Annotated in this window: 18 protein-coding genes; 16 read left to right on the top strand and 2 right to left on the bottom strand. The window is 70.6% G+C overall.

Going from position 1 to position 17,915, the window contains the following annotated elements; translation table 11 throughout:
* The first annotated feature begins 59 nt into the window (after positions 1–59).
* The 4 genes from ACF062_RS14935 (at position 60) to ACF062_RS14920 (ending at position 3,960) form a co-directional block, all read left to right on the top strand.
* Positions 60–1,151 carry a sugar kinase gene (locus ACF062_RS14935; RefSeq protein ID WP_392138257.1) on the top strand — a complete coding sequence of 364 codons (1,092 nt, stop codon included), beginning with the start codon at positions 60–62 and terminating at the stop codon, positions 1,149–1,151.
* Positions 1,148–1,906, top strand: coding sequence for an IclR family transcriptional regulator (locus tag ACF062_RS14930; protein ID WP_356575247.1), 759 nt, complete (start codon positions 1,148–1,150; stop codon positions 1,904–1,906). The genes ACF062_RS14935 and ACF062_RS14930 overlap by 4 nt, the downstream gene beginning before the upstream one ends.
* A 10-nt stretch (positions 1,907–1,916) precedes the next feature.
* Complete coding sequence (locus ACF062_RS14925; protein ID WP_392138254.1) at positions 1,917–2,354, top strand: RidA family protein; 438 nt, start codon at positions 1,917–1,919, stop codon at positions 2,352–2,354.
* A gap of 115 nt (positions 2,355–2,469) precedes the next feature.
* A complete protein-coding gene (locus tag ACF062_RS14920; protein WP_392138253.1) occupies positions 2,470–3,960 on the top strand; it encodes a GntP family permease in 1,491 nt (496 codons plus the stop codon).
* 194 nt (positions 3,961–4,154) lie between these two features.
* Here ACF062_RS14920 and ACF062_RS14915 read toward each other — a convergent pair whose 3' ends face one another.
* Entirely contained in the window at positions 4,155–5,498 is a 1,344-nt protein-coding gene (locus tag ACF062_RS14915; protein WP_392138251.1) for a M14 family metallopeptidase, read from the bottom strand.
* Between the two features lie 198 nt (positions 5,499–5,696).
* Between ACF062_RS14915 and ACF062_RS14910 the strand changes: the two genes are divergently transcribed.
* Positions 5,697–7,028, top strand: coding sequence for an Nramp family divalent metal transporter (locus ACF062_RS14910; RefSeq protein WP_392138249.1), 1,332 nt, complete (start codon positions 5,697–5,699; stop codon positions 7,026–7,028).
* 85 nt (positions 7,029–7,113) lie between these two features.
* Here ACF062_RS14910 and ACF062_RS14905 read toward each other — a convergent pair whose 3' ends face one another.
* Positions 7,114–8,121, bottom strand: a complete 1,008-nt coding sequence (locus tag ACF062_RS14905) for a chitinase (RefSeq protein ID WP_392138247.1) — start codon at positions 8,119–8,121, stop codon at positions 7,114–7,116.
* A 228-nt stretch (positions 8,122–8,349) separates the two neighbouring features.
* Between ACF062_RS14905 and ACF062_RS14900 the strand changes: the two genes are divergently transcribed.
* From ACF062_RS14900 to ACF062_RS14850, 11 genes are all read left to right on the top strand, one after another.
* On the top strand, positions 8,350–9,273 hold the full coding sequence (locus ACF062_RS14900) for a hypothetical protein (RefSeq protein WP_392138245.1): 924 nt from the start codon (positions 8,350–8,352) through the stop codon (positions 9,271–9,273).
* A 95-nt stretch (positions 9,274–9,368) separates the two neighbouring features.
* On the top strand, positions 9,369–10,079 hold the full coding sequence (cpaB, locus tag ACF062_RS14895; RefSeq protein ID WP_392138243.1) for a Flp pilus assembly protein CpaB: 711 nt from the start codon (positions 9,369–9,371) through the stop codon (positions 10,077–10,079).
* A gap of 10 nt (positions 10,080–10,089) precedes the next feature.
* Positions 10,090–11,715 carry a CpaE family protein gene (locus ACF062_RS14890; RefSeq protein ID WP_392138241.1) on the top strand — a complete coding sequence of 542 codons (1,626 nt, stop codon included), beginning with the start codon at positions 10,090–10,092 and terminating at the stop codon, positions 11,713–11,715.
* The gene (locus ACF062_RS14885) at positions 11,712–12,128 is read left to right on the top strand and encodes a TadE/TadG family type IV pilus assembly protein (protein ID WP_392138240.1); all 417 of its coding nucleotides are present in this window, start codon (positions 11,712–11,714) and stop codon (positions 12,126–12,128) included. Before ACF062_RS14890 ends, ACF062_RS14885 begins: the two co-directional genes overlap by 4 nt.
* A gap of 34 nt (positions 12,129–12,162) precedes the next feature.
* Positions 12,163–13,500 (top strand): CpaF family protein, encoded by a 1,338-nt coding sequence (locus tag ACF062_RS14880; protein ID WP_392138238.1) that lies wholly within the window; start codon positions 12,163–12,165, stop codon positions 13,498–13,500.
* Positions 13,501–13,627: 127 nt separating this feature from the next.
* On the top strand, positions 13,628–14,575 hold the full coding sequence (locus tag ACF062_RS14875; protein ID WP_392138237.1) for a type II secretion system F family protein: 948 nt from the start codon (positions 13,628–13,630) through the stop codon (positions 14,573–14,575).
* A gap of 28 nt (positions 14,576–14,603) precedes the next feature.
* Positions 14,604–15,494 carry a DUF5936 domain-containing protein gene (locus ACF062_RS14870; protein ID WP_392138235.1) on the top strand — a complete coding sequence of 297 codons (891 nt, stop codon included), beginning with the start codon at positions 14,604–14,606 and terminating at the stop codon, positions 15,492–15,494.
* A gap of 236 nt (positions 15,495–15,730) precedes the next feature.
* Entirely contained in the window at positions 15,731–15,949 is a 219-nt protein-coding gene (locus tag ACF062_RS14865; RefSeq protein ID WP_392138920.1) for a hypothetical protein, read from the top strand.
* Complete coding sequence (locus ACF062_RS14860) at positions 15,946–16,554, top strand: pilus assembly protein TadG-related protein (RefSeq protein ID WP_392138233.1); 609 nt, start codon at positions 15,946–15,948, stop codon at positions 16,552–16,554. The genes ACF062_RS14865 and ACF062_RS14860 overlap by 4 nt, the downstream gene beginning before the upstream one ends.
* 25 nt (positions 16,555–16,579) lie before the next feature.
* Positions 16,580–17,170: a hypothetical protein gene (locus tag ACF062_RS14855; protein ID WP_392138231.1), complete on the top strand. Its 591-nt coding sequence runs from the start codon at positions 16,580–16,582 to the stop codon at positions 17,168–17,170.
* 3 nt (positions 17,171–17,173) lie between these two features.
* The gene (locus ACF062_RS14850; protein ID WP_392138229.1) at positions 17,174–17,869 is read left to right on the top strand and encodes an OmpA family protein; all 696 of its coding nucleotides are present in this window, start codon (positions 17,174–17,176) and stop codon (positions 17,867–17,869) included.
* Positions 17,870–17,915: the final 46 nt, after the last annotated feature.

Genomic DNA, 17,915 nt, shown 5'->3' with positions numbered 1-17,915 from the left:
AACATCCGAGCCAACCCCGGGTCAACGGATCCGGAGAGACGGTTGAAGGGCTGGAGATCGTGACCGCACAGACAGCCGCAAAGGCCGTCCCAGAGGCCGCCGCGCAGGCGATCGTGGACGTCGTGGCACTCGGCGAGTCCATGGTCACCTTCCGGCCCACCCGCCCCGGCCGCCTCGCCGATGTCCCCTCCTTCGACCGCGGGATCGGCGGCGCCGAGTCGAACGTCCTGTGCGCGCTCGCCGCCGCCGGACACACCACCCGCTGGGTCAGCCGCGTCGGCGCCGACGGCTTCGGCGACCACCTCGTCCAGACGATCGCCCGCTACGGCGTCGACACCTCCGCCGTCGGCCGCGACCCGCACCGCCCCACCGGCATCTACTTCCGCACCGCCGACGACCGCGACACCGACGCCCACGAGGTCGTCTACTACCGCGCGGGCTCCGCCGCCTCCGCCATGGCGCGCGGCTCCGTCGACGAGGACGCGCTCGCCGCCGCCCGCGTCCTGCACCTGTCGGGCATCACCCCCGCCCTCTCCGCCGACTGCCTCGACCTCGTACGCCACCTCTGCGCCCGGCGCCCGGACCGCGGCGCCCACGCCCCCCTGATCTCCTTCGACGTCAACCACCGCCCCGGGCTCTGGAAGGACGCCGGCACCGGCCCCGACGTCCTGCTCGGCCTCGCGCGCGGCGCCGACCTCGTCTTCGTCGGCGAGGAAGAGGCCGCGACCGCCTGGGGCGTGACCGGCGGCCCCGACGCCCTGCGCGCCGCCCTGCCCGAACCCGCCACCCTCGTCGTCAAGCAGGGCAGCCGCGGCGCCACCGTCTTCCGCCACGGCGAGGGCCCCGTATTCCAGCCCGCCCTGCACGTCGACGTCGTCGCGCCCGTCGGCGCCGGGGACGCCTTCGCCGCCGGGTTCCTCTCCGCCACCCTGCGCGGTCTGCCCGCCGCGCGGCGGCTGCGCCACGGCCATCTCATGGCCGCCGCCGCCCTCACCGACCCCGGCGACCTCGCGACGCCGCCCGCCCGCGCACACGCCGACCGCCTCGCCGCCCTGGACGACGCCGCCTGGGAGACACTTCGTCTCGGCCCCGGCTGGACGGCGAACGCCCAAGAGCACGGCGGGGCCGAGGAGGAGGTACGTACCCCATGAGCCAGACCGTCGACCGCGCGCTCTCGATCCTGCCGCTGCTCGCCGAAGGTCCCGCCGACCTGGGGCAGGTCGCCGACCGGCTCGGCGTCCACAAGTCCACCGCGCTCCGGCTCCTGCGCACCCTCCACGAACACGGCCTGGTCTTCCGCCAGTCCGACCAGCGCTACCGCCTCGGCGCACGGCTGTTCGCGCTCGCGCAGGAGGCCGTGGAGAACCTCGACGTGCGCGAGATCGCCCACCCCCACCTCCTCGCCCTCAACGAACGCTGCGGCCACACGGTGCACCTCGCCGTCTACGAGGACGGAGAAGTCCTCTACATCGACAAGGTCGAGAGCCGCTACCCGGTGCGCATGTACTCGCGCATCGGCAAACCGGTGGCGATCACGGTCGCCGCCGTCGCCAAGCTCCTCCTCGCCGACTTCCCGGAAGCCGAGCGCCGCGCCCTCGCGGAGAAGCTCGACTACCCCACCTACACGTCCCGTTCGACACCCAACGCCGCCGCTTTCCTGCGGGAGCTGGAGAAGGTGCGCGAACAGGGCTGGGCCACCGACCTCGGTGGCCACGAGGAGTCCATCAACTGCGTCGGGGCCCCCATCCGCGGCGCGGACGGACGTGTCGTCGCCGCCATGTCGGTCTCCGCGCCGAATGTCGTCGTCACCGCCGAGGAACTCCTCGCACTGCTCCCGCTCGTACGCCGTACGGCGGAAGCCATCAGCCGGGAGTACTCCGGCCACGCCCCCCTGAAAGAAGCCTGAAGGACACCTCATGCCCGAGAACACCAGCAACACCGGCTACCTCGTGAAGACGGCCCTCACCCCGGCCACCCACACCACCCCGCCCGCGAAGTTCTCCCACGGCGTCAGGAAGGGCAACATCCTTCAGGTCGCCGGCCAGGTCGGCTTCCTCCCCGCCGAGGAGGGCAAGGCCCCCACCCCGGCCGGCCCCACCCTGCGCGAGCAGACCCTCCAGACCTTCGCCAACGTCAAGGCGATCCTCGAAGAGGGCGGCGCCACCTGGGACGACGTGATGATGATGCGCGTCTACCTCACGGACGTGGACCACTTCGCCGAGATGAACCAGATCTACAACGAGTACTTCGAGGAGCAGGGCCTCAAGGCGCCCGCCTCGGCCCGCACCACCGTCTACGTGGGCCTGCCCAAGGGCCTGCTCATCGAGATCGACGCGCTCGCCGTCCTCGGCTGAGACGGATCAACTCCCCGCAAGCCGTACGTCGTCACGGCACGGCGCCCCGTCCGAACGGGGCGCCGTGCCGCGATCCCCCCTGCCACGAAAGCCCCATGCACTTACGAGGTCAACGATGTCCCCGTCCCACACCGCCGTGCTCGCGGCCGCCCCCGCCGTAGAGCCGCCACCCCACACGGGTGGCGTCCTCGCCCTGATCGACGGCACGGCGGGCCTGCTGACCGTCGCCGCGCTCGGCATCGTCCTGCTGCTCTTCCTGATCATCAAGGTCAGGCTCCAGCCCTTCGTGGCGCTGCTCGCGGTCTCCATAGCCGTCGGCCTCTCGGCGGGCCTCTCCGTCACCGAACTCTTCGGCACGGTCCAGAAGTCCGACGCCGTCTCGGTCATCGAGTCGGGCATGGGCGGCATCCTCGGGCACGTGGCGATCATCATCGGCCTCGGCACGATGCTCGGCGCGATCCTCGAAGTCTCTGGCGGCGCCGAGGTACTGGCGTCGCGGCTCCTGGGGTTGTTCGGCGAGAAGCGCGCCCCGCTCGCGATGGGCCTCACCGGCCTGATCTTCGGCATCCCGGTCTTCTTCGACGTCGGCATCTTCGTCCTCGCGCCGATCGTGTACGCCGCCGCCAAGCGCAGCGGCAAGTCGATCCTGCTCTACTGCCTCCCGCTCCTCGCGGGCCTGTCGATGACCCACGCCTTCCTGCCCCCGCACCCGGGCCCGGTGGCCGCCGCCGGCCTGCTCAAGGTGGACCTCGGCTGGGTCATCCTGATGGGCGTCGTCTGCGGCATCCCCGCGGTGCTCGCCGCCTGGGTGTACTCGGCGTGGGTCGGCAAGCGCATCTTCGTACCCGTTCCGCAGGACATGGTCGAGGCGGCCGACGAGGCGAAGGCGGCGGTCGTCGCCGAGCAGCGGGCGGCGGGGGTGACCCCGCGGGAGAAGCCGGTGCCGCTGGGCGTCGTCTTCACGATCATCGGTACGCCCCTGTTCCTGATCCTCCTCGCCACCTTCTCCTCGATCGCCTTCGACCCCTCGACGCTCCGGTCGGTCATCGAGTTCTTCGGCAGCCCCTTCGTCGCCCTGACGATCGCGCTCCTGATGGCGTACTACTTGCTGGGCATCCGACGCGGCTGGTCCCGCAAGTCCCTTGAACGCGTGTCGACTTCGTCCCTGAAACCGGTCGGCAACATCCTGCTGGTGGTCGGCGCGGGCGGGATCTTCGGCGCGGTCCTCAAGGCGAGCGGCGTGGCCGCGGCCCTCTCGGACACCTTCCAGGACGTGGGCCTGCCGATCATCGTCCTCGCCTACCTGCTCTCCCTGGTCCTGCGCGTCGCCCAGGGCTCGGCGACGGTGGCGATCGTCACGACGGCGGGCATCGTCGCCCCACTCCTGGCCGAGGGCGACTACTCCCAGGCCTTCGTGGCCCTCGTCATCATGGCGATCTCGGCGGGCTCCATCTTCGCCTCGCACGTGAACGACGGCGGTTTCTGGATGGTGGCGAAGTACTTCGGCATCAGCGAACGGGACACCCTGAAGACGTGGACGGTCCTGGAGTCGGTCCTGTCGGCAGCGGGCTTCGCGGTGGCGGCGGTGGTGAGTTTGTTCGTGTAGAACCTTGCGCACGGCTGACGGGGCGGGCTCGGCCATGACTGCCGGGCCCGCCCTCACGTCGACGCCAAGGCAACACGTGGAGGGGCTGCTCCGCTGCGGTGCGGGGCGCGATGACGTCCCGGTAGTGGCGGTCGAGGGCGAGGCCCCGGGCCCCTCTCAAGGGACCCGGGGCCGCAGTCGGCCGAAAGTGGGCGTCAACTCGTGCAGTACTGCTGCTCCTTGCCAATGGACCGGTACATGCAGTCCGCGTTCTCCAACAGTTGCAGCACCGCGTCACGGTTCCGCGAAGTCTCGCGCTCGATCACCTCGTCGGGCGGGTAGAAACCGCCGCCGCCCGCCGATGACGGGTACATCTCGAAGGTGTAGCTGAAGATCTTCTGGGCGCCCCACAGCCAGTCGTCGATCGAGCCGTCCGTGATGTAGAGGTCGCTCGCCTGCTCGGGCGTGTAGCCGTTGCTCGCGGCCATCTTCCTGCCGACGGTCGCGTGGGCGTCACGGTCGTCCTGGGTGAGGCCGGCGGCCGTGTCGGCGTACGTGTAGCCGTACGGCCACAGGATCAGCTCGCTGTACGTGTGGAAGTCGATGGCCGCCCTGATCTGCTGCTTGCCGCCGATGACCCGGCTGCGTACGAAGTCCGCGACGACCTTGACCTCGGGGGCCGACTCGGCGGCGCGGCCACGGTAGGTGTCCGAACCCGCGGAGCCGGACGAGCCGCCGCAGCAGCCCCACTTGTAGGCCCAGTTGCGGTTCAGGTCGGTGCCGATGCTCGTCGAACCGCTGTTGGGCTGGCGGTTCTTGCGCCAGCTGCGGTAGGAACCGGTGGCGATGTCGTACTCGCCGCCGTCCGGGTTCATGTCCGGCACGATCCAGATCTCGCGCGAGTCGACCATCTTCTTGACCCGGGCGTCCGTGGCGTAGTCGTCGCCCAGCTCGCGCAGCAGGTACAGCGCCATCTCCACCGTGAGGTGCTCGCGGGCGTGCTGGTGGTGGGTGAAGAGGACCTCGGGCTCGGCCTCGTCGGTGGCGACGTTGTCGCTGATCTTGATGGCGACGATGTCCCGGCCCGCGTAGGACTTGCCGATGACCCGCTTGCTCATCAGGTTCGGATGGGCCGCGATGCGCTGGTCGATCGCCGCCGTCATCTCGGCGTAGTTGTGGTACCTGGCGTCGGCGGGCGGGAAGTCCTTCGGCTCCACCGCCTTTCCGTCCGTACGCTTCGGCGGGCCGGCCAGGGCCTTCAGTTCGTAGCCCGCCGCTCTGAGCCGGGCGGCCTCCCTGCCGTCGGCCGAGACGACCACCGCGCGGGCGTCGACCTCGTCGATGGCGACGCCGGTGCGCGCGAGCGCGGTGCGCGCGGCGCGGTCGTCGGCCAGGGGTATCTCGTACTGCCGTGTCGTTTCGGTGTCGTCCGCCGTGGCCGCCGTGCCGCGTCCGGCCGGGTCGGCCGGTGCGGCGTTGGCGGTGAGAGGTGCCGCCACGGCGAGGGCGAGCAGGGCCGCGAGGGCGGCGGATCTCCTGCCGCGTATGCGGAGTCGCATGAAGTCTCCTCAGGGGTGGGGGGTGGTTCAGTGCGACGCGTGGGGTGCGGGATGCGGGGTTGCGTCCCGGCGGTGCGGGACGTGGGTTCGGGGTGCGTGGTACGCCGCCTCATCGTCGGGGCATGGCATGCTCCCGTCAACGACCTTCTTCGGCCAACCCCCTTGTGCCGTGCGCCGCGATGCGCTTTCTTGATCGGCATGGCTGAAACCACAGGCAGTGGCACCACCGCCGACGCGTCGGCACCCCAGCCGCGCAAGTCGAGCTGGAAGTACATCGGCCCCGGCATCGTCGTCGCCGCGACCGGCGTCGGCGCGGGCGACCTCGTCGCGACCCTCATCGCGGGCAGCAATTTCGGCTACACCCTGCTGTGGGCCGCCGTCATCGGCTGCGTCGTGAAGATCTCGCTCGCCGAGGCCGCGGGGCGCTGGCACCTGTCCACCGGGCGCACCCTCTTCGACGGCTGGGCGAGCCTCGGCCGCTGGACGACGTGGTTCTTCGTCGTCTACGTCGTGATCTGGGGGTACGTCTACGGCGCCGCCGCCATGTCGTCGTCCGGGCTGCCCCTCCAGGCGCTCTTCCCCGACGTCATGGAACTCAAGTGGTGGGCGATCCTGACCGGACTCGTCGGCCTGGTCTTCGTCTGGTTCAACAAGTACGCCGTCTTCGAGAAAGTCATGACGGTGCTCGTCGGCATCATGTTCGTCGTCACCGTCTACCTCGCGATCCGCGTCACCCCGCACCTCGGTGACGCCTTCGCCGGACTGCTGCCGGTGCTGCCCGACGAGAAGGACTCCATCCTCAACACGCTCGGCCTGATCGGCGGCGTCGGCGGCACGATCACCCTCGCCGCGTACGGCTACTGGGTCAACGCCAAGGGGTGGACCAACACCGGCTGGATGAAGGTGATGCGGCTCGACAACCGCGTCGCGTACATCACCACCGGTGTCTTCGTCGTCGCCATGCTCTTCGTCGGCGCCGAGCTGCTGCACTCCGCGAACGTCGCCATCGCCAGCGGAGACAAGGGCCTCGTCCAGCTCTCCGGCATCCTGGAGAAGGAGTACGGCACCGCCACCGCCAAGCTCTTCCTGATCGGCTTCTTCGCCACGTCGTTCACCTCGCTGATCGGCGTGTGGCACGGCGTGAGCCTGATGTTCGCCGACTTCGTCGAGCGCTACCGCAAGCAGCGGGCGGGCGCGGACTCCGCCTCGCTCAGCGGCGAGGAAGTGGCCTCCGGCGCCCGCGAGAAGTCGGTGCCCTTCCGCGCGTACCTGCTCTGGCTGACGTTCCCGCCGATGATCCTGCTCTTCCAGGGGCAGCCGTTCCGGCTCATCATCATCTACGGCGTCCTCGGCGCCGCCTTCATGCCGTTCCTGGCGCTCACGCTGGTCTGGCTGCTCAACTCCTCCCGTACGCCCAGGGAGTGGCGCAACGGCTGGCTCAGCAACGGCATGCTGACCATCGCGGGCCTGCTGTTCCTCGTGCTGTGCGTCAAGCAGATCTCGGACCAGGACTGGGGCAGCTTCTTCTAGGCGTAGGTGCAGGCGCGGTCGTAGCCGGGCGCCGCGGCGCCGCCGGGGGAGCGGCGGCGCTGCGGCCCTCATCGGCCGGCCACGGCTACGGCAGGCCGTGGACGTGCGCGCCCACCGACCTGGACCAGGCGCTGCCCGCCGTGGCGTCCCAGTTCGTGGACCACGTCATCGCGCCCCGGATGGCCGGGTACGTCCTGGACGGCTTGAAGGTGCCGCAGCCGGTGCCCTTCGCCAGGCAGTCCAGGGCCCTGTTCACGATGTCCGGCGGGACGTATCCGCCGCCGGCCGCGCGCGGCGACGCGGGGACGCCGATGCCGACCTGGGAGGGCGCGAGACCGTTCTCCAGCTGCACGCAGGCGAGCGCGGTGAGGAAGTCGACGGTGCCCTGGCTGTAGACCTTGCCGTCGCAGCCCAGCATCGAACCGCTGTTGTAGTACTGCATGTTGACCACCGTGAGGATGTCCTTCACGGCGAGCGCGGTCTTGAAGTACGCGTTCGACGGCGACTGCATGTCGATGGTCTGCGGCGCCATCGTCAGCACGAGGCCCGGCCCCGCCTTGGCCGAGAGGGACTTGAGGGCCTGCGTCATGTACGTCGCGTTGAGGCCGTTCTCCAGGTCGATGTCGACGCCGTCGAAGCCGTACTCCCGCATGAGCGCGTACACCGAGTCCGCGAAGGCGCCGGCCGACGCCGTGTCGTTGACCGTCACCGCGCCCTTCTCGCCGCCGACCGAGATGATCACCGACTTGCCTGCCGCCTGCTTGGCCTTGATGTCGGCCTTGAACTGCTCGACGGTGTAGCCGCCGAGGCCCGCCGAGTCAAGGTTGAAGGTGACCTTGCCCGGCGTCGCGGTGGCGTCGGCGAAGGCCACGGCGATGATGTCGTACTCGTTCTGCACGGCGCTCAGCTTCTGCACCTGGGCGCCGTTGTCGAAGTTCTGCCAGTAGCCGGTCACCGCGTGCCGGGGAACGGCGCGCGTCCCGGCGTCGGCGGTCGCGGCTCCCGCGGTGAACAGGCCCGTGGCGGTGAGAGCGAGTGCGGCGAGGGCGCCGGCGACGGCGCCCGTCCTTCTCCTGGGGGGTGTGCGGTCCACTGCTGCCTCCGGTGGGGGGAGAGGTGCTTCGGAACGGTGGCCACCGCTGGTGCTTGGTCGTACAAGCTGGTCCAGACCAATTGAGTTGTCAAGGCCTCAAGCATCACCGGATGCCCGGACGAGTGGCCGGAGAGGACGCCCCACCTCCGCATGAACACGGGGAAGTTGGGTGTTGAGGCACCCATGACGTGGATATGGTGCTGAGGCAGGAGTGCACGAGGACCGGGGGTGTACGCGTTGCCGACCGCCATAGCCGTCACCGGCCCCGATCTCGTGCTGCCCTCGCCCGACCGGCACACTCCCTCGGCCGCCGTCCTCCAGTGCGCCGTGCGGTCCCCGCGGGCGTACTCGCTGGACCAGGCGCTCACCGAGATGGACACGCTCATCGAGCACCACGGCTACGTGATCGTCCTGTGCCCCGCGTCGGCGCCCGCGGCGGTCGCCCACCGGCTCCACGCCGTCCGCTCGGTCCTGGAGAGCGACCGCATCGCCGTCGTCCGCACCGAGCTGCCGCCGCTCGGGCTCGCCGTACTCGCGCTCCAGTTACGGCAGTTGTCGGTCTGCGACTTCAGCCCCGGCGTCCTCGCCTCCGCCGCCCGGCTGCTCTCCCACTACATCTACGCGGGCGCCCTGCTCGGCTCCGTCACCCGGCTCGACCGCGTGCCCGTCACCCTCCAGTCGCACGCCAAGTCCTGGCTGCCCGGCGCCCAGTTCGCGGTCCTCGCCACGCCCAGGCCCGAGCTGGTGAAGGTCCCTGGCGGCGACGGGGCGGGCCTGACCGGTCCAGGATTCAGTACGAGGATGCTGTACGCGCCCGGCCGGCTGGCACCCGGCTGGGTCACCGACTCCCTGGCCCCCGCGTGGCACGTCCAAGGCGTCGCCGAGGCGCGCCTGCCCGCCGAGTCGGCCCGCTGGTGGGCCACCGGCAAGCTCGTCGAGTTCGCCGCCGCCATCCCCGACATCTCCGTCCTCTACCAGCTGGTGTCCTCCGTCCGCCGCGACGACTGCCACTGGTGCGGGCTCGAACTCATCGGCGACCGCTGCGCGTTCTGCGCGGCGCCGCTGCCCGCCGCCCCCGATGACCGGCCCGGCCGGGCCGACCGCGTCCTCGCGGCGCGCGGTACGACCGCCCTGCCCCGAGGCGCGACCTAGCCCGCACTCCCGACCGTACGCGACCCGACGACCGATCATGCGCCACTTCGCTCACTGTCCGTAGCCAACCGCACTCGATCGAGGTAGTCCGGCCCATGAACTCACGCCAGCGCCGCGGCGTCATCCTGCTGGTCCTGTCGGTCCTGTGCGCCCTCGGTGCCTTCGCGGGCGTCCTCTCGGTGATCCGTGACGTGAACTCGAAGGTGGGCCCCGAGGTCGCCGCGTACAAGCTCAAAGGGGACATCGCGCCCTACAAGGAGCTGACCGCCGGGCAGTTCGAGAAGGTCGAGATGCCCGAGCGGTGGCTGTCCGAGAACGCCGTCACCGACCTCGGCGAGATCCGCGGCAAGATCGCCGTCACCCAGCTGCGCAAGGGCTCGCTGCTCCAGTCCGACATGATCGTGAAGCGGCCCGAACTCGGCCCGGGGCAGCAGGAGATCGCCATCATGATCGACGCGGCGACGGGCGTCGCGGGCAAGATCACGCCCGGCGCGACGGTCAACATCTACGCCACCTTCAAGGGCGAGGCCGACAAGGCGAAGGACCAGTCGAAAGTCATCGTGGAGGGCGCCAAGGTGCTCGACGTCGGCAAGCTGACCCCGCTCGAACCCGACCAGGACGACCGCACGCGCCGCAGGGCCTCCGAGGCCGTCCCGATCACCTTCGCCCTCGGCACGGCGGACGCACAGCGCGTCGCCTACGCGGAGTCGTTCGCCACGCATGTCCGCCTCGCCCTCATCGGCGAGGGCGGCGACCCGACCGTGCCGCCACGGGATCGTACGTACACCCTCGACGAGGACAAGTAGGAGGTCTCGTATGGCCACTCGGATCCTGCCCGCCGTCGGGGACATCGAGGCCGCCCGCGCGCTGTCCACCCTCACCGGACAGCTGCCCGACGCCGAACCCGCCCTGCCCGTCGGCGACTCCACCGCGCTGCTCGACACCCTCGCGCGGCTCGCCGCCGAGTCGGTCGACGAGCTTCCGGAGGTCGTCCTCGTCCACGAGCGGATCGGACCGGTCCCCGCGCTCGACCTCATCCGCGACCTCGTCCTGCGCTTTCCCGCCGTCGGCGTCGTCCTGATCACCGCCGACACCAGCCCCGGCCTCCTCACGGCCGCCATGGACTCCGGCGCGCGCGGCATCGTCGGCCTCCCGCTCGCCTACGACGCCCTCGCCGAGCGCGTCCAGGCGGCCGCCGCCTGGTCCTCCGGGATGCGGCGCCACCTCGGCAGCGGCGGCGGCCTTGAGCTGTACGGCGGTACGGGCGGGCCCGGGGTGCCCGGCGGCATGGGCACGATCGTCGCGGTCAGCGGGGCGAAGGGCGGCGTCGGGACGACCCTGGCGGCCGCGCAACTGGCCCTCGCCGCCCAGGCTTCGGGCCGCTCCGTCGCCCTCCTGGACCTCGACCTCCAGTCCGGCGACCTCGCCTCGTACCTGGACGTGCAGTTCCGTCGCTCGGTCGCCGACCTCGCCGCCATCACCGACATCACGCCCCGCGTCCTCCAGGACGCCGTCTACACCCACGAGACCGGCATCGCCATGCTCCTCGCCCCCGCCGAGGGCGAGCGCGGCGAGGAGGTCACCGACCGGGTCGCCCGCCAGATCCTCGGCGCCCTGCGCGCCCGCCACGACGTCGTGGTCGTCGACTGCGGCGCCTACGTCACCGCGGCGAGCGCCGCCGCCGTGGAACTCGCCGACCACGCCCTGCTGCTCCTCACCCCCGACGTGGTGGCGGTACGGGCCGCCAAGCGCATGGTGCGCCTCTGGGACCGCCTCCAGATCCGCAAGGCCGAGGAGACCCTCACCGTCGTCAACCGCCACGGCAAGGGCACGGAGATCCAGCCGTCCCTGGTCGAGCGCGTCACGGGCACCCGGGCGGCCCGCACCACCGTGCCCGCCGCCTTCAAGGAGCTCCAGGCCGCCGTCGACGCGGGCCGCGTGCAGGACCTAGACAGCCGCTCCTCGGTGAAGCAGGCGCTGTGGGCGCTGGCGGGCGAGATCGGCCTCGTCGACGCCAAGGCCGCGGGCGCGGCGAAGCGCGCCGGTCTCGGCCTGCGGCGGCGGGCGGCGACGGGCGACCGGGGCGCCGTCACGCTCGAATTCGCCGGGATGTTCCCCCTGCTGCTCGCCGTCATGGCGATCCTGTGGCAGTGCGCGCTGTACGGCTACACGTACTCCCTCGCCGGGAACGCCGCGGACGAGGCGGCCCGGGCGGCCACGGCCGCGTACGCGATGAGGGAGGGCGGCGCCGGGGCCTGTTCCGAGGCGGCCAAGGAGCATCTGCCGGCCGCCTGGCAGGACGCGGAGGTGTCCTGCACGGACGAGGGCCCGGTGTGGAAGGCCCACGTATCGGTGGACGTGCCGGTGTTCTTCCCCGGCTTCGACGCGGGGTGGCGCGTCGACGGGGAGGCGGGCGCGGCGAAGGAGGGGGAGGACGGGTGAGGGCGCCGAGGTTTCCCGCGGGCCGGGGGCGGAGCCGTGGCCGTGGCCGCCGCTGGGACGACCGCGGCGTCTCGATCCTGGAGTTCGCCGGGTTCCTGCCGGTCCTGCTGCTCGTCGGCCTCGCCGCCATCCAGCTGGGCCTCGTGGGATACGCCGCGAACCAGGCAGGCTCCGGCGCCCGCGCGGCGGCCCGCGCGGCCTCGCAGGGCGACTCCGGGCAGGCCGCGGGCGCGGCGGCCATGGACGGCGGGCTCAGCTCCTCCATCACGGTCGGCGGGGGCGGCGACACCACCACCGCCACGGTGAAGGTCGACGTACCGCTCCTGCTCCCCTTCGTGGGCAGCGGCTGGAGCGTCACCAAGGAAGCGACCATGCCCAACGACGACGACGCCACCGCGGACGGAAGCGGCTGAAGTCACCGACGTACGAAGGAGGCTGAAGGACGCCATGAGCCTGCGCGACCGCGTGGCCCCGATCCACCAGAGCGAGCCGAGCCGTGACGACGGCCTCGTCGCCGTCTACCGCTCCAAGCTCCTGGAGGAGATCGACCTCGCCGAGATGTCCTCGCTCACGGCCGCGGACCGCCGCGTCCGCCTGGAGCGCGTCCTCGGCCACATCATCAGCCGCGAGGGCCCCGTCCTCTCCACCTCCGAGCGCGCCCAGCTGATCCGCCGCGTCGTGGACGAGGCGCTCGGCCTCGGCGTCCTGGAACCGCTGCTCGCCGACACCTCCATCACGGAGATCATGGTCAACGGCCCCGACTCCGTCTTCGTGGAGCGCGGCGGACGCGTGGAGCAGCTCCCGCTCCGCTTCGCCTCCGACGACCAGCTGATGCAGACCATCGAACGCATCGTCTCCACGGTCAACCGCCGCGTCGACGAGTCGAACCCCATGGTCGACGCCCGCCTGCCCACCGGCGAGCGCGTCAACGTGATCATCCCGCCGCTCGCCCTGACCGGCGCCACCCTCACCATCCGCCGCTTCCCGCGCGCGTACACGCTCTCGGAACTGATCGGCCTCGGCTCGCTCGACGAGCACATGCTGATGCTGCTCGCCGCGTTCGTGCGCGCCCGCTTCAACCTCATCGTCAGCGGCGGCACGGGCAGTGGCAAGACGACCCTCCTCAACGCGCTCTCCGGCCTGATCCCCGCCCACGAACGCATCATCACCATCGAGGACTCCGCCGAACTCCAGCTCCAGCAGGACCACGTCGTGCGCCTGGAGTCCCGGCCCGCCAACGTCGAGGGCAAGGGCCAGATCACCATCCGCGACCTCGTCCGCAACAGCCTGCGCATGCGGCCCGACCGCATCATCGTCGGCGAGGTCCGCGGCGGAGAGACCCTCGACATGCTCCAGGCCATGTCGACGGGCCACGACGGCTCGCTGGCGACCGTCCACGCGAACACGGCGGAGGACGCGCTCATGCGCCTCCAGACCCTCGGCTCCATGTCGGAGGTCCAGATCCCCTTCGAGGCGCTGAAGGACCAGATCAACTCCGCCGTCGACGTCGTCATCCAGCTCGCCCGGCACAGCGACGGCTCCCGCAAGATCTCCGAGATCGTGCTGCTCGTCTCGCACGGGCGCCAGCAGTTCCGCATCGCCCCGGTCACCCGCTTCGTGCCGCACCCGGTAGGAGCCGACCGCGTCGTGCGCGGCCGCTTCGAACACCTGCCGCTGCCACGCGAGAGCGCCGACAAGCTGTACGGGGCGGGGGAGCCGGTGCCGCCGGCGTACGGGGTGGCGCGGACCGCCGACGTACTCGACACGAGGGAGGCGATGGGATGAGCGGGCGGAGATCACGCGGGGCGGGACTTCGCCGGGCCGGAGTTCGCCGGGCGGGACCGTGCGCGGCGGGACTGTGCCGGACGGGTCTTCGCCAGGCCGCGCGTTGCCGGGCGGAAGGTGGCCCACGATGACCGATCCCGTGCTGCTCGCCCTGGGGGCCACCATCCTGACCGGCACGCTCGCCGTCGCGGGCGTCCACTCCTACGCGTCGGGCCGCGCCCAGCGCCAGGCCCTGGTCGACCGGCTGGCGCTCGGGCCCGGCACGGGGGACGGCGGCCCGCCCGGCCGCGCACGCCGTTTCGTGGCAGTCGACCGCCGCCTGCGCCGCACCCGCCTGGGCCGCGCCATCCACCTGCGGCTGTCCTCGACGGGCCTGGATCTGACCGCGGGCGAGTTCTTCACCTACGTCGTCGCCGTCGTCGCGGTGCTCTGGCTGCTGGCGGCGGCCACGCTCGCGCCCTTCTTCGGCCCGATCGCGGGGCTGGTGGCGGTATGGGGCGCCGTCGCCTTCCTCAACTGGCAGCGCCAGAAACGCATCGAGGCTTTCATCAACCAGCTCCCCGACGTCGCCCGCATCCTGGCCAACGCGACGGCGGCCGGTCTGGCCCTGCGCACCTCCCTCGCGATGGCGGCGGAGGAACTGGAGGCCCCGGCCGGCGAGGAACTCTCCCACGTCGCCGACCAGCTGACCCTCGGCCGCTCCATCGACGACACTCTCGGCGAACTGGCCGAACGCCTCCCGTCCCGCGAGCTGGTCGTCCTCGTCACGACGCTCGTCCTGTCCAACAAGGCGGGCGGCACGGTGGTCAACTCCCTGCGCAACCTCACCCAGACCCTGGAGGACAGGAAGGAGACGCGGCGCGAGGTCCGCACGATGCTCTCGGAGGTCCACGCGACGGCGTTCACGGTCCCCCTGCTCGGCCTCGGCTCGCTGCTCCTGATCAACTCCTCCAACGAAGGAGCCCTGGAGCGCGTGACCGGCTCCCCGGTGGGCCAGACGCTGATCCTGATCTCCCTGGGGCTGTACGGGATCGGCTTCTTCGTCATCCGACGCCTCGGCAAGATCGAGGTCTAGAAATGCCGGTACGGGAAGAGGAGTCACGTTGCTGGGCTTGCTGCTAGCGGTCGCGATGGGCCTCGCCGTGGCCGGAGTCTGCCAGGGCGTCCGCATGTACCGCGCGGACGCGAAGCTGCCCGCCGACCTGGCCGTCGCCCTGGAGGTCGGCGCCACCCGCGTCTCGGCGACGGGCTCGGCGGTGGACCGGCTCGGCATGCGCCTCGCGCCCCTCGTCCTGCGCCTGATGGGCCGGCGGCGGGTCGACGCCAAGCGCCGCCGGATCGACATGGCGGGCAACCCCGGGGGCCTGACCATCGACCGCTACGGGGCACGGCGGGCGGTCTACGGCATCTTCGGAGTCGTCCTCGGCCTGGTGTTCCTCGTGAACGGCTCCCCGCTCTTCAGCCTGCTCACCCTCGCCTTCGGGGCCACGGCGGCGGACGCACTGATCTGGCAGGCGATCCGCGAACGCCGCGAGGTCATCGACCGCACGCTCCCCGACTTCCTGGACGTCCTCGCCGTCGTCGTCTCGGCGGGCCTCGGCTTCCGGCAGGCGCTGGACCGGGTGGCGGAGCGGTACGAAGGGCCCTGGGCGGACGAACTGCGGATAACGCTGCGTCAGATGGACATGGGCGTCAGCCGCCGCCAGGCCTTCGACGAGCTGCGTCGGCGGAACGCGTCGGAGCAGGTCGGCCAGTTCGTCTCGGCGCTCCAGCAGGGCGAGGAGCTGGGCTCGCCCATCGCGGAAACGCTCATCCAGCTCGCCACGGACATGCGGCGCACGGACGCCCAGAATTCGCGCCGCAGGGCCGCGAAGACCATTCCCAAGGCGACGATGGTGACGCTGGTCTTCATGCTGCCGGCCACGATGATTTTGATCGCGGCGGGCATGTTCCTCGGCTCGGGGTCGGACTTCGGTTCGATTCTGGGGCGCTGATCTGGGCGCCGATGAAACGACGTCCGTCAACTGTGCGAAAGCCCTTCGCGGGTGCAATGTGGTGTGGGACAGTCGGGGTTGAGTTCACGGGTCGCGGGAGGGGGCTTCGTGCATGGTGATCTCACCGAGAGGGAAGAGAATCCGCCAACTTGCGGACGAGCGGCGCCCGTCGGGGCGCCGGTCCCGCAGAGTTGTTGCCGGCAGTCGTCGAATCGGGTGGGAGAGAAGGGGCCGTCGTGCTGAAGGAACGCGCGCTCAGAGTCTGGGTCGACTGGACGGTGACTGTCGCTTCGCGGATCCGGGGGAGGGGGCGGGACGCGGGGGCGGGGTTCGTGGAGTATGCGGGGCTGATGATTCTTATTGCGGGGATCTATACGTTGATCGACGGCCTGGCCCTCGACAACAAGATCTCCACGGCAATCGGCAATGCGGTGAGCGACGTCGTCGGAGGGTGACGCGTAGCCACTTGCGGAGCGACTTAGGGCAGACCCTCCCCATTTACATCTGGCTCACGGGGATTCTGCTCTTTGTTGCGTTCGCCTTCTTTGCGTTCGCCCAGGCTGCATCCGCACGTAACGGAGCCCAGTCGGCGGCGGACGCGGCTGCGTTGGCGGCAGCCCAGGACTCCCGGGACGAGCTGGTCGAAGGGCTGGGCCTGTCCATCGGCGAGGGAGACGACTGGCTCGACTGGCTGGCAGGTGACAAGTACACCGGCGCCGGATCGCAGGGAGCCGCCGATGCGCTGGCCGCGCAGAACGATTCGACGGTCACTGGTCTTTCACCTGCCGAGGTGAACGGCTTTCCCGGCTTCCGGGTAGAGGTCCGAACCAACTACACCGTGGGCGACTCGATCATTCCGGGTACCGAGTCCAAGCATGCGAACGCCGAGGCCACCGCCATCATCAAGCCGCGTTGCGATGTCGATCGATCAGCGGACCCCGAGAAGGTCGTGGAATTCGACTGCGACGGCGAAGAGTCCTTCGAGATCGATCCGGACGACTTTGAACGGGGTGATCTTCCGGATGCCTCCGTCCTCTTCTCTGTCCATCTGGCCGGCTGACCGGCGAAAGAAGGAAGCGGTAGTGATGAGTATTCGGCTTTCCATGCCGGCCCGCAGGCCAATGGCTGCTGTGGTGATCACGGCCGGGCTGGTCCTCACCGTCGTCGGCTGCGGCGGAGGTGGGGACGGAGACGAGCCCGACAAGACATCCAAGTCGACCGCGCCTCCCGATAGAGGTGACGGTAAGGACAAGGGTTCCCAGGAGCCTGCGGAGGACCGGACGCTGGCCGAAGCCAAGGGTGACGGGGTGACCCTCGTGATCACTTCAGCGAATCGTGACGAAGGTGGTTTCGTCACGGTCTCAGGAAAAGTGACCAACACGTCGGGTGGCCTGTGGACGGGCGGCCAATGGCGTGGTGACGAGAAAGAGCTGCAGAAGAACGGCGGATCTGTCGCCGGGGCGAGCCTCGTGGACGGTGAGGGAAAGAAGAGATACCTGGTCCTGCGGGACACGAGTGGGCGGTGCCTTTGCACCAAGTTTGAGGGCGGTCTCGATTCGGGGCAGACCGTCGACTGGTTCGCCCAGTTCCCCGCACCCCCGGATGGCATCGACAAGGTCACCTTCCAAGTGGGGTCGATGCCCCCCGCCCCCATAGAACTCTCCGAGGGTGAGTAACCCATGACCCGCCCCCACCTCCGCACCGCCACCGCCACAACCACCCTCACCGCCCTGCTCCTCCTCCTCGCCCCCACCCCCGCCTGGGCCGACGGCGGCGACCCCACCGCACCCCCCGGCAGCACCACCACCTCCCCGCCCCCCGAGGTCGACTCCAACAGCCCGGGGCTGAAGCTCGCCGACGGGGCCACGCTCGCGCCCGCCAAGGTGCTGGACATCAAGTCCGTCGTCGAGGACCTCGGCGGTGAGGAGCGCCGCGAGGACACCAACACGGACGTGAAGTTCGCGCTCCAGGCGGAGGTCCTGTTCCCCAAGGACAGCGCGAAGCTGAACCCGGAGGCGAACGCCCGCATCAAGGCCATCGCCGAGGAGGCCAAGGCGCAGAAGGCCACGGATGTCAGGGTCTTCGGCTTCACGGACAACCTCGGCTCATACGGCCACGGCAGGAAACTCTCCCGCGAACGCGCGGAGGCGGTGCACGACGAGCTGGCGGGGCACCTCGGCCCCGAGGTCACCTTCTCCGTGCGCGGCTACAGCGAGGACTACCCGATCGCGGACAACGCCTCCGAGGAGGGCCGCAAGAAGAACCGCCGAGTCGAGGTCTCGTTTCCCCGAGGAGCAACAGGCACAGGCACCGACACCAGCACCGGAAGCAGCACAGGCACAAGCACCGGCACCGGCACGAACGCCACCGACTGAACACGTCCCCGAAGCACTGCCGACGGAGGACCCCGCCAGGCCGAGC

It is taken from the genome of Streptomyces sp. NPDC015345 (genome assembly GCF_043078805.1).
Classification (GTDB): Bacteria; Actinomycetota; Actinomycetes; order Streptomycetales; family Streptomycetaceae; genus Streptomyces.
This window is presented reverse-complemented; position numbering and strand designations above follow the sequence as displayed.